At 45.4% G+C, this 11,928-nt stretch carries 12 protein-coding genes; all 12 read right to left on the bottom strand.

All coding sequences use genetic code 11. The annotated features are described in order from the left end of the window. Positions 1 to 230: 230 nt before the first annotated feature. The 12 genes from trpS to pilM all read right to left on the bottom strand — a co-directional run bounded on the left by trpS (position 231) and on the right by pilM (position 11,875). Complete coding sequence (gene trpS / locus AB4371_RS09680; protein WP_016796005.1) at positions 231 to 1,247, bottom strand: tryptophan--tRNA ligase; 1,017 nt, start codon at positions 1,245 to 1,247, stop codon at positions 231 to 233. A gap of 150 nt (positions 1,248 to 1,397) precedes the next feature. Beyond that, positions 1,398 to 2,084: a phosphoglycolate phosphatase gene (locus AB4371_RS09685; RefSeq protein WP_017061120.1), complete on the bottom strand. Its 687-nt coding sequence runs from the start codon at positions 2,082 to 2,084 to the stop codon at positions 1,398 to 1,400. Positions 2,085 to 2,186: 102 nt separating this feature from the next. Further along, a complete protein-coding gene (rpe, locus tag AB4371_RS09690) occupies positions 2,187 to 2,861 on the bottom strand; it encodes a ribulose-phosphate 3-epimerase (RefSeq protein WP_010435263.1) in 675 nt (224 codons plus the stop codon). A 200-nt stretch (positions 2,862 to 3,061) separates the two neighbouring features. After that, entirely contained in the window at positions 3,062 to 3,910 is an 849-nt protein-coding gene (locus AB4371_RS09695) for a Dam family site-specific DNA-(adenine-N6)-methyltransferase (RefSeq protein WP_017061122.1), read from the bottom strand. A gap of 69 nt (positions 3,911 to 3,979) precedes the next feature. After that, positions 3,980 to 5,497 carry an AAA family ATPase gene (locus tag AB4371_RS09700; protein WP_372149541.1) on the bottom strand — a complete coding sequence of 506 codons (1,518 nt, stop codon included), beginning with the start codon at positions 5,495 to 5,497 and terminating at the stop codon, positions 3,980 to 3,982. Between the two features lie 79 nt (positions 5,498 to 5,576). After that, complete coding sequence (gene aroB, locus AB4371_RS09705; RefSeq protein WP_017061124.1) at positions 5,577 to 6,665, bottom strand: 3-dehydroquinate synthase; 1,089 nt, start codon at positions 6,663 to 6,665, stop codon at positions 5,577 to 5,579. Between the two features lie 25 nt (positions 6,666 to 6,690). Further along, positions 6,691 to 7,209 (bottom strand): shikimate kinase AroK, encoded by a 519-nt coding sequence (gene aroK, locus AB4371_RS09710; protein ID WP_017061125.1) that lies wholly within the window; start codon positions 7,207 to 7,209, stop codon positions 6,691 to 6,693. A gap of 176 nt (positions 7,210 to 7,385) precedes the next feature. Then, complete coding sequence (locus tag AB4371_RS09715) at positions 7,386 to 9,080, bottom strand: type IV pilus secretin PilQ (RefSeq protein WP_372149559.1); 1,695 nt, start codon at positions 9,078 to 9,080, stop codon at positions 7,386 to 7,388. 59 nt (positions 9,081 to 9,139) lie between these two features. After that, positions 9,140 to 9,658 (bottom strand): pilus assembly protein PilP, encoded by a 519-nt coding sequence (locus tag AB4371_RS09720; protein ID WP_017063694.1) that lies wholly within the window; start codon positions 9,656 to 9,658, stop codon positions 9,140 to 9,142. Beyond that, positions 9,645 to 10,274 carry a type 4a pilus biogenesis protein PilO gene (locus AB4371_RS09725; RefSeq protein WP_017068838.1) on the bottom strand — a complete coding sequence of 210 codons (630 nt, stop codon included), beginning with the start codon at positions 10,272 to 10,274 and terminating at the stop codon, positions 9,645 to 9,647. Before AB4371_RS09725 ends, AB4371_RS09720 begins: the two co-directional genes overlap by 14 nt. After that, entirely contained in the window at positions 10,267 to 10,866 is a 600-nt protein-coding gene (locus AB4371_RS09730; protein WP_372149542.1) for a PilN domain-containing protein, read from the bottom strand. Before AB4371_RS09730 ends, AB4371_RS09725 begins: the two co-directional genes overlap by 8 nt. Continuing rightward, complete coding sequence (gene pilM, locus AB4371_RS09735; protein ID WP_017061130.1) at positions 10,850 to 11,875, bottom strand: type IV pilus assembly protein PilM; 1,026 nt, start codon at positions 11,873 to 11,875, stop codon at positions 10,850 to 10,852. Before pilM ends, AB4371_RS09730 begins: the two co-directional genes overlap by 17 nt. Between the last annotated feature and the right edge of the window lie 53 nt (positions 11,876 to 11,928).

The following is an 11,928-nucleotide window of genomic DNA, read 5'->3' on the forward strand; positions in this document are numbered from 1 at the left end:
ATATATTTCCAACATATATAGAAACGAGTGTAATTTTATAAAGCTTGAGGGTACCAAATAAGATCATCTGCACAGCATTAACATGATAGATATGCTAGTCAGATACTGCGTAAATTATCAATTCAAACAAGGGGTTTTCGAGGAAGGTAAATGGAATGGGCATTAAAAAGCCCAAAGTAAACAACAGCTACTTTGGGCTCAAATTCTCAAGCGAGTTGTGTTAGTTCACCCTATGGGCGAGTAACAAAACCTACTGCTTCGTATGCTTTTTTCAGTGTCACTGCAGCACGTTCAGAGGCTTTTTCAGCACCGGCTTTCATTACTGCGTCCATGTAGGCACGGTCAGCACGGATACGGTGATATTCAGCTTGAATCGGCTCAAGCATCTCAACCAATGCTGCGCCTACGTCTTTCTTGAACGGACCGTACATTTCAACGCCTTGGTACTGCGCTTCGATCTCTTCGAACGTTTTACCCGTCGCTGCAGAGTACAGACCCATTAGGTTAGAGATACCCGCTTTGTTTTCCCAATCGTGAGCAATGCGTGGTGGTGTTTCTGCATCGGTTTGCGCTTTGTTGATCTTCTTGATGATCGACTTAGGCTCTTCTAGCAGAGTAATCACGTTCTTACGGTTGTCGTCCGACTTAGACATCTTCTTCGTCGCGTCTTGCAGGCTCATTACACGTGCATTCACTGTTGGAATGTAAGGTTCTGGTACTTGGAAGATTGGCGTTTCAGGACCGTAGATGTTGTTGAAGCGAGTTGCGATATCACGCGCTAACTCTAAGTGTTGTTTCTGGTCGCTACCTACAGGCACTTGATGAGCACCGTAAAGCAGGATGTCTGCAGCCATCAACACTGGGTAGTCGTATAGGCCTACGTTTACGTCATTTGAGTGGCGTGCAGACTTATCTTTAAACTGAGTCATACGGCTCAGTTCACCCATTTGCGTGTAACAGTTAAGAAGCCAACCAAGTTGAGCATGCTCTGGTACGTGTGACTGAACAAATAGCGTGCTCTTCTTTGGATCAACACCGACAGCAAGACAGATTGCTAGTGCGTCTAGAGTCGCTTCATGCAGTGCTTTCGGGTCTTGGCGAACCGTAATTGCGTGAAGGTCTACAACACAGTATTGGCAATCGTAATCATCTTGCATCTGTTGCCATTGACGTAGAGCACCCAAGTAGTTACCGATACTTAGTTCACCAGATGGTTGAACACCACTCAATACGATGGGCTTGCTCATGGTTTTAATTCCTTTGCTTATTCGCTAAGTTTATTGAACGCTTAGCTTCTTAACTTAAATATAGAAAAGCCGCACAGCTCTTCTGTACGGCTCATCCAGTGTACTCATTGATAAGTATTTTGCTAGTAGGTTAGCTAACTTTTGTCCGCTTTATGCTGAAACTAGAACGACATCTAGTAATTGCGCGACGTTATCCGCGACATAGTCAGGGTTTGATGCTGAAATCGGCTCGCCGTGGTTATAACCGTAAGTCAGACCAAACGAGTGACAACCTGCATTCTTAGCCGCTTTAATGTCGTTGCTTGAATCGCCAACCATCAACATCTCTTCCGCTTTTACATTGTGCTTTTCTAGCAACCAGTTCAGAGCGACTGGGTTCGGTTTTTTCTCTGGGAAAGAGTCGCCACCCAACACATCAACAAAGTACTTATCAATACCGTGTTGCGCCAGTACGTCTGGTACAAACTTCGATGGCTTGTTGGTAACCAGCGCCATAGTGAAGCCGGCTTTATCCAGCTCAGCCAGCGTCTCTTTAACCGATGGGTAAAGGTGACTTAGCTTGTGACCGCCCTGCTCATAGAAATCATCAAACAGGATGCGTGCTTTTTTCAGTAGCTCTGGCTCTAGGCTTGGGTCAACCGTCAAGTTACGGCTGAGTGAACGTCCGATAAGAACATCAGCACCATTACCTACGTAGTCGCGAACTTGTTCTTCGCTCACTGAAGGGAAACCCAACTCCTGACAAGCTTGGTCAGCAGCAACGGCCAAATCAGGCACGCTGTCTAACAAGGTTCCATCCAAATCAAAGGCGATCAGTTTTATTGAGCTTAATGACATCTTACTTTCCTATTTATTATGTTCGTCTTATGAGTTGAGCTATAAGACGTAAAAAAGGGGCAAATTAGCCCCTTAATATTCAATCTATCTGTAGTTTTACGATTATGCGTTTACTTTTGCAAGCTCTGCACGCATCTCATCAATCACTTCTTTGTAATCTGGTTGATTGAAGATAGCTGAACCCGCAACGAACATATCTGCGCCCGCTTCTGCGATTTCACGGATGTTATCAACCTTCACGCCGCCATCAATCTCAAGGCGAATGTCACGGCCTGACTCATCAATCAGCTTACGAACAGCACGTAGTTTATCTAGCGTGTGCGGAATGAAAGATTGACCGCCGAAGCCTGGGTTCACAGACATCAGTAGAATCATGTCTACTTTGTCTAGGATGTAATCTAAGCAAGAAAGCGGCGTTGCAGGGTTAAGTACGACACCCGCTTTACAGCCGTGCTCTTTGATTAGCTGTAGAGTGCGATCGATGTGCTCTGAAGCTTCAACGTGGAAGGTAATCATTGATGCGCCGGCTTTAGCAAACTCAGGCACGATGCTGTCTACTGGCTTAACCATAAGGTGAACATCGATAGGAGCCGTAATACCGTAGTCGCGCAGCGCTTTACAGATAGGCGCGCCAAAAGTCAGGTTAGGTACGTAGTGGTTGTCCATCACATCGAAGTGCACAACATCAGCACCAGCTGCGAGTACTTTTTCTACGTCTTCACCAAGACGAGCAAAATCTGCAGACAAAATCGATGGAGCGATTAGAAAATCTTTCATACCAAACCTCTTAAGAGTGAGTAAATTGCGAATATCACCGCCTTGTGACATCTCATATACAAATACAAGACTCAATTCCAAGACTACTTGGTGTGCAATTCTACCTAAGCAACTAAGCAGATCCTAGCAGTTCGAAAGATTAGTTTATGAAAGTACCCGTTGGTCACTCAATTTAATGAGTTCGAGGGTTATGTTGGCCGCTACAATTCTTCTGAAGCGTGTTGCTGGTTTTTCTCTTTATGAAAAAGTGCCAGTAACTCATCGACTTTATTGCGCCCTGCGCCATTACGGCTAATGGTGCGCTTAACCTTGACCACGTTCAGTTCTGCACCATGGTATAAACGGCGCGTTAAGGTGGTGTCATGGTTTGAGATCAAGACAGGGATGCCTCGTTCCATCGCTGCTTTTTCAGCAACATCCGCCAGTGCAGCTTGGTCATCTAAGCTAAAGCCATTACCTGCGTAAGAGGTAAAGTTTGCCGTGTTCGACAGTGGTGCGTATGGAGGATCGCAGTAAACCACACAGCCTTTGCGCGCGCGGCTAAAGGTTTCATGGTATCCCTCACAGACGAAGGTGGCTTTTTTCGCTTTCTCGGCAAAAAATTCCAGCTCAGCTTCTGGGAAGTAAGGTTTTTTATAAGAACCAAATGGAACGTTAAAACCGCCCTTCTTGTTGTAACGACATAGGCCATTGAAGCCAAATCGGTTCATATACAAGAAAGCCAATGAACGATACATGACGTTATCTGTACCATTGAACTCAGCGCGAATATCTAAGAAGGCTTCTTTACGGTTGTTCTCAGGACAGAACCAGCGCTTCGCTTCCGTGATATAAGTTTCAGGATCGGTTTTAAGCAGGTTGTACAGGTTGATAAGATCGGGATTGATATCTGCAAGCAGGTACTGTTCAAAGTCAGTATTCAGAAATACTGAGCCGGCACCGACAAACGGTTCTACCAATTTACGAGCAGGTGGCAGGTGACGTTGGATGTCTTCAACTAGGCCATATTTACCACCAGCCCATTTTAGAAAGGCACGCTGCTTTTTCATTTACTGCTCTATCTATCAACTCAAAAATAAGGCTGCGGAATGTAACATATTTTGAGGCTAAGCTCAGGGTTATTTCGCACGTTCTATCTCTCGATGCACTTGATTCATCGATTTTGCCCAAGGTTCCAACTGTTGAAGGGGTTTTGATAACGCACTTACCGCGTCTCTCGCCACTTGAATCGTTGGGTAATCTTGATAAGTGATAATAAACCACTTGGTGTCGTTGCGAAGTGTTGGGTAAATACGAACCTTGTTCTCAAGGTCATACTCTTCAATGAAAGACTGTACGTCGTCCAATGAGGTCATCGCACTCAACTGCAAAGTATAAGCTCGCGGAGAGATAGCTTGTAACTCTTCGCGAGAAAATGAGAATGTAATTTTCTTAGTCGGTGGCGTGGACTGTGTTAGGTCTGTTGCTTCATCGGCTGAAGGCTGTGACTCCACTTTGTCTGCATCTGATTGCGAACTCACCGCGGCACCTGTGTTTTCTTCAACAGCAGCATCAATCGCACTGGTATCGGCACTTTCAGGTTTATCATCAAGCAAGGCATCAACCACATCAGAGGTGATTACGACACGCTGCTGATCTTGTTCGACTTCTCCAACACTCGCGGTATCTTCAACGACAGTCGGTGGCAAAGATGAGCTGTCGTCATCAGCACCTTGATAACTCATGTCAGCTTCGGCTTCAGAATCGTCCATTCCGTCGATTCCAGCTTGCTCGGTACCACTTTCCACTTCAAACGTTGGGATAGCGGTTTGTTCAATGGGAGCGATAAGTGATTGCGCTTTATCGTCAGGGGTTGGTTGACTGAACATCCACCAATAGCCACCACCAATTAAAACCAACAACAAGGCCACCACAATCGCGATATTGATGGGTGAGCCAATAATTGAGCGAATAATAATCCTTTTTTCCACTTTCAATTCTCCTAAAGCCATTAACTCGCCAGGCAAAGGTTGCGCTTTATTAAACGCACGTCGCACGCGAGTTTCAGACTCATCATCAACATATCGAATCACTAAGGATTCAAAGAAATGTTCCGCTTCTGGTTGAGAAAGATCATCGATCTCGAGGTCTATAGGCTTGTGTGGTTGCCCGTAACTAAGACGTGTTAGTAGCGTGTCTAGATGGCCAATTTCCGAGAAGAGAACGATATTGATCGTCCATTGAGGGTTTGATTGAGCTTCCAGTACCAACATCCATAATTCGGATACCAATAGCTCAGAAAGTCGTTGGGCATCATCAACGACGATAACCACATTACACGGTTCTCCATCCAGTAACCTTGTTAGGCTATCCGATAAAGAATCATGTTGATTAAACAGGGGATCAGAAACAATTTGGCTAAGAATGAGCGCACGGCGTTGTTGATCGTCTTGGCTTGGATGACAAAGCAGTAAACACTGATTTTTTTCTGTCGACCATGCTTCAAGATAACGCTGAGCCAACCAAGATCGGCCAGAGCCAGCTTTGCCCGCCACCGTCACAAGGTTTGAACCAAAGTTAGTCAAAAGCTGTAAGCGCTCTAGCAGCTCAACTTGAGATTCTAACTCTAATACTCTTAATTCATGAGCCAAACTCATTGGGGATCCCTACTGATAAGATCGATCAGTAAAACGCTTCAGTTGCCTAGAGTTTAGCTAGGCAACCTCACAACCAAATTTAAAGAGTACGGCAGAAATCGATCGCTTGTTTAATGATGTCTTGAGGCACATCAGCAACCACTTCAGCAGTACCAATACTTGTTGGTAATACCAAACGCAACTGACCAGACAGCACTTTTTTATCGCGCATCATGTGCTTCATAAAGTCTTCAAAAGACATGCTTTCTGGCGTATGGATTGGTAGTTTCGCATTCTTGAGTATAGAAATAATTCGCTCAAGTTGCTGCTGAGAGATCAGTCCCTGTAATTGAGCTGTTTTAGCTGCCATTACAGTGCCTGACGACACAGCTTCACCATGTAGCCAATTACCATAGCCTAGTTCTGCTTCAATCGCATGACCAAATGTATGACCTAGGTTCAATAACGCTCTGATTCCTGACTCTTTTTCATCTAGAGCCACCACTTCAGCCTTAATTGCACAACAACGAGCAATCGCGGTAATCAGTGCTTCTTCATCAAGTTGATAAAGTTTCTCTAGATTCTGCTCCAACCAATCAAAGAAGGCTTCATCGTAAATGATGCCGTATTTGATCACCTCAGCAATGCCCGCTGCAAACTCACGCTCTGGAAGCGTTGATAAACAGTTGGTATCGATGATCACAGATTTCGGTTGGTAAAAAGCGCCGATCATATTCTTACCAAGAGGATGGTTTACTGCGGTTTTACCACCAACAGAAGAGTCCACTTGAGAAAGAAGGGTCGTCGGGATTTGAATGAAATCAATACCGCGCTGGTAACAAGAGGCAGCAAAACCGACCAAGTCACCGATAACACCACCTCCTAAAGCAATCACCACCACATCGCGGCTGTAATTTCCTTCAAGCATGTAGCTCATCACTGAATTGAACGTTTCAAGGGTTTTGTACTGTTCACCGTCTGGCAGCTCGAGAAGAGATGTCTGACAGCCGACTTGATCCAATAGCGATAAAATTTTATCAGCATAAAGAGGCGCTACTGTCACATTACTGATAACAACAACTTTCTGCTTACCTGATAAAAAAGAAAGGTACGCCGGGTCTTCAAATAACCCGGCGCCAATAGAGATAGGGTAGCTACGCTCAGCTAGATTGACCGTAATCCGTTCCATGGGTTTGCTCTCCGAAAAAATGAACTTAACGTTCTTCTAGCATTTTTACGATCTGGTTGGCTACCACTTTTGCACTTTGGTCGTCAGTACGAACTGTGTAGTCCGCCACTTCTTCGTATAGTGCGTTGCGAGATACAGCTAGATCTTCTAGCACATCACGCGGGTTGTCTGTTTGAAGTAGAGGGCGTTTCTTGTCGCGGTTAGTGCGAGCAAGTTGCTTTTCAATTGTTGTCTCTAGGTATACAACAATGCCTCGTGCAGATAGACGGTTACGGTTTTCTTTGCTCAACACTGAACCACCACCTGTCGCAAGAACAATACCTTGTTCTTCTGTCAGATCATTGATTACAGATTCTTCGCGCTTACGGAAACCTTCTTCGCCCTCAACATCAAAAACCCATGCGATGTCTGCGCCAGTGCGCTCTTCGATCACAGTGTCAGAGTCTAGAAACTCCATATGAAGTTGGGAAGCTAGGTGTCTACCAATTGTACTTTTGCCGGCGCCCATTGGGCCAACAAGAAAAATATTGCGTTTCTCAGCCATGTTTTTAGCAGTAATTTACAACGTTAATTCAATGACATCGCCACAAGGTAGGTCAGTACAAGTACTGAAATTAAAAGGCCCGTGGCACCGATTCCTCACAGATAATTCGTGATAAGACCCGAAATTATCAAGGTTAGGTGCCACTAATGCAACTTTATTTTTAATCTAATTGTTCATTACTGAATCACAACTTTGGGTGTGACAAAAATAAGTAGTTCACTTTTACCCACATTTTCATAGCTGCGACGGAACAATGCGCCCAAAACTGGCAGGTCCCCCAACAGAGGAACTTTATCCACTGTACTGCTCACGCTGTGCTGAAATATCCCGCCAAGCACGACAGTTTCACCATTATTAACAAGTACTTGCGTACCTATTCTTTGCGTATCAATGGCGACCGCTTCACCGGTTCCAGTTTTTACCACTTGCCCTGGCCTATCTTGAGTCACGCTCAAATCCAATACCAAACGATTGTCGGGTGTGATCTGCGGTGTCACCTTAAGACTCAACACGGCTTTCTTAAATGCGACCGACGTTGCACCACTTGAAGAAGACTCTAAGTAAGGGATTTCAGTACCTTGCTCAATATAAGCGGGCTTTTTATTGGTGGTGATTAAGCGTGGGCTAGAAATAATCTCAGCTTTCGACTCTTGTTGAAGTGCCGACAGTTCAAGGTCGAGCAAAGTATCCGACCCAAGCTTGGCGACCTGAAAAGCAATGCTCGATGCATTCGGCGATGTCGCCCCCAAGTTAACGTTGAGGTAGTCATCAATTGCACTGTTGCCACCATCATCGTCATACGGTGTGATTTGTGATGGATGATTACCTTCTATTGAACCACCAACGGTGAAGCTTCCGTTGGTCGAGGAAACACCCCAGCGCACGCCAAGCTCATCAAGATTACCCTCAGTGACGGTCACGATACGCGCCTCTATCTGCACCTGTTTCACGGGAATATCTAAGGATTCAATGATGCCTCGTATCACGGCAATGTTCTCCTCCAACTCACGAATCAATAAAGAGTTAGTGCGCTCATCAATGGTAATCGAACCGCGATCAGACAACATGCTGACCGCACCTTCACCGCCAATCATGTCGGCAATATCGGTGGCCTTAGCAAAGTTAATCTTGATGATTTCCGACTTAAGCTCCCCAAGCTCCTCTTCTAAACGCGATTTTTCTAACGCTTGTTGCTCTCGAAGATCCAACTCAGCTTTCGGCGCAACCAAGATGACATTGCCATCCACGCGCTTATCCAATCCTTTAACTTGCAAGATAATGTCGAGAACTTGCTGCCAAGGTACGCCATCTAAACGTAAAGTGAGGTTTCCGGCGACCGAATCAGATACGACTAAGTTAAAATCGTTATAGTCAGCAATCAGCTGCAGGACATTTCGTACTGGGATGTCTTGGAAGTTAATCGATATCAGCTTGCCCTCTTTCTCTAGAACGCTTTTTTCTTGGGTCACTTGATCGATAACTGGTTTGCTGATCACCACCTCAATAAAACGTCCCTTTAGATTGTATTCATACTGATAGTTATTGCTAATCGTCGCTAGAAGCCGAGTGCTTGGTGTCTCTTTATAGACTTCAATACCTTCAACCAAGGTAGCGAAGTCTTTTACATCTAGTAGGTAAAGCTTGTCATCATCAACCTGAGTATTGATCAACTCGATACTTAATCCTTCCTGAGCACGTTGAACATCCACCACAGCGGTGCTGGTCGCTAGCTCAATGATAATGACGGCGTCTTTATCCTTATTAACCCTAAAATCAATATTCTCTAATTTATTTGGTAGGCTCTCTGCGTAACTAAATACGCTAAAAACCAACATCACAGACACCATCAAGCCTTTCAGCCCTTTGTTCATTGACTCACTTATTCCTTTAATCATATTTACATCTCATATCCACATCATGTGACATTGGTTTACTTCAGAGCCAGCCTAACGTTGCGCTTATGCCAACAACCTAAGCCATCTGGAAGAGTTTCATTAATCTGAACGTACTGGCTGGTCACCTTAGTAACTCGGCCATTGTTTAGGCCGATAAACTGGCCTTTCTTGACGTTTACCACGTTGCCTTTGGGTGTTTGCACTAAGCCAAACACGCTTGAGCCACTGCCCATCACGCCTCTTAAACGAAGCTTACTCAGCGGGTACTTCTCTAACTTGCCATTACGAGAACGGGCGCTGGGTTGCCAACAGTCTTTCTTAACCAAGGGTTGGTTTTGCACAATGGCTTCTTTAGGCAGTTCAAAGGGAGGACGCAAAGATCGGCGCTGATAAGTCGCCGCCGTGAATTCAGTTGCTGGGACAAGTTGCTCGACATCTTTTCTCGCCTTGGCTTCAACCTGCGCCACAAAATCTTGCAGTGAGTCTTGATTAGCTTTGCAGCCTGACAACGCAAGCATCAATACGATTGAGTAAAACGCGCTATTGGGTTTCATCATTAACCTCCGATTTAAACTGGTAGGTATAAGCTCGAACCCTAAAGTGCAGCGTGCTACTTTCTTGACTGACTCGCTGCCAATTCACATCATCAAAGCTAATAATACGCGGCAGCTTGGCGATGGCAGCAGAGAAGTCACCAATCTCGTGATAGTCACCTGTCAGCTCTATATTGAGAGGCAATCGATAGAGAAACTCCTTATTCTGCTTTTGCCCCCAATCGATTCGTGTGAAGGTCAGCGAGTTATCCAAGCCGAGCTCATTCACGGAGGCCAACATGCTCGCTAACTCCTTTTGAACGGGCAGCTGCTCTAATAGATAATCGTAGCGACTGGTTAGTTCATCCAGCTGACTCTGCAATTTAGGCAAGGCTGCAACCTTGTTGGCCTTTATTCGCAAGGTCGTCTTTAAGGTTTGTTCTTGTTGCTTCATCTGTTGCAGTTCATCGTCGAGTGGCAACACATAAAGCCAAGTGCCTACACCTTGGATTAACACTATCAACACCAGAATCACGAGAAGCTGAGGCAGCAATGGCCATTCGGTGATCTCATCAACATCGAGATCTTGCAAGCTCATCCTGTTTTGCCTACTAATCCTATTTTGAAGGTTAGCCATGATGCGCCCCCTTATCTTTTCTGCTCGCGGTTGTGTTTTCTAAAGACACAGGGCTAAACACAAAAGAGACCTTGAAGGTCTGAAACTCTTTATTGAAGCGCTTGCGGTTATGAACGATAGAGTGCATCTCGACCCCTTTCAAAGAATCTGAACGTTCGAGGTTGTCCAACATGGTGGCGAGACGAGCAGTGCTGTCGCTGATGCCCGACATTTCAATCTCCTGACCATTCATCTTTATCTTGTCGACATAGACCCCCTCTGGAATCAGCTCCGGCATCAAGTTCATGAAGTCGGTGGTCTTATTACGGCCAAGCTGCAGCGACTCAACCACATCAAGTCGAGTCAGAATGGCTTTGTGTTCTTGCTCTGCGACTTTCAGTGACTGAATTTGTCGATCAAGCTCAGCGATGTATTGATTGAGATAATTAAGGCGCGCTTGCTGCTTGGCTTGTTGGTCGTGAAAATAGTGACCAACCGCCCATTGCCCACCAAGCGCAATGATGACGCCAAGAATGACCAGATGGATAAAACGCTTCTTGTGCTGAGCACGAATCTCATCACGCCACGGCAGCAGGTTAATTTGATGCAACATGCTTCTCTCCCTGCCACTTGAGCCCACTCATCGCCATACCCGCCGCGATACCAAAGTGTTGCCAGTCAATCGGCAGTCGGCGTCTCTTGGCGACCTTATTCTCAAATAAAGACAAAGGATTCAATGACTCGCAGCTCAACTGAAAATGGCGTTCTAGCTCTTCGGTTACCATAGGGATGCTGGCGCCCTCGCCCATCAACCAAATCCCTGAGATAGGTTGCTGCGCATTTCCCGATGAATAGAGCTGCAATTGACGCTTGAGCTTCTCAATCAGGTTAACAATGAATTGATGTGTCTCTTCCATAGTACCGAACACGCTCTCGATATCACTCGGGTCATCTGAGCTGCGAAGATCTTGAGTGCCAAAGGCGATGTCTTTATAGAAAGGCGCCGAATTCTGCGGGATAACCCCTAGCGAGGTTTGGTCGATTCCAACATCCACTAGCAACCAGTTTTTCTTATCGGGATACAGGCGCGAGGCCAATTGCCAGATATTAAGTAGCCCATGCGCCTGTGTATCCACCACCACAGGTTTGAAGCCAGCCTTGGTTAATGCATCCGCTCGGCTATCCACAACTTCTTTACGAGTGGCGTATACCTGATAACTGCTTGTCGAACCTTTACCAAATCGTTTGTCTTCCAGCTTTACAAAATCTAAACTCAGCTCCTCGATAGGAAAGGGAGATTGATGGGCGAAGGTTTGATAGATAGAAAACTCTTTTTCTCTGTCTTCTAACTCACTCTCTATTTGCAGTACTTTGCTGATCACCGTGTTATCAGGTACCGAAATGGCGACGTTGCGACAGCCAAAAGGCAGTCCTTTCCTAAGTTCTTTAAGTTTCTTAACAGTTTTCTGATACTCCAAAGTATGGTTAGCTGTAAAAATGTCGTCCGAAATCGGCAGCTCTTTGTATCCCACTAGGGCATACAACTCCCCCACGGGTTTTAGTACCACGGCTTTGATGCTGTGATGATTTATATCTATACCTGTAATTAATGATGAACCCATGTGACCTAGCTCCTGAAGTGCCAAGCATTTCGTTGATTATCTAGGGGTTGTGA

The sequence above is a fragment of the Vibrio sp. 10N.261.51.A3 genome (assembly GCF_041471965.1).
GTDB lineage: Bacteria > Pseudomonadota > Gammaproteobacteria > Enterobacterales > Vibrionaceae > Vibrio > Vibrio crassostreae_C.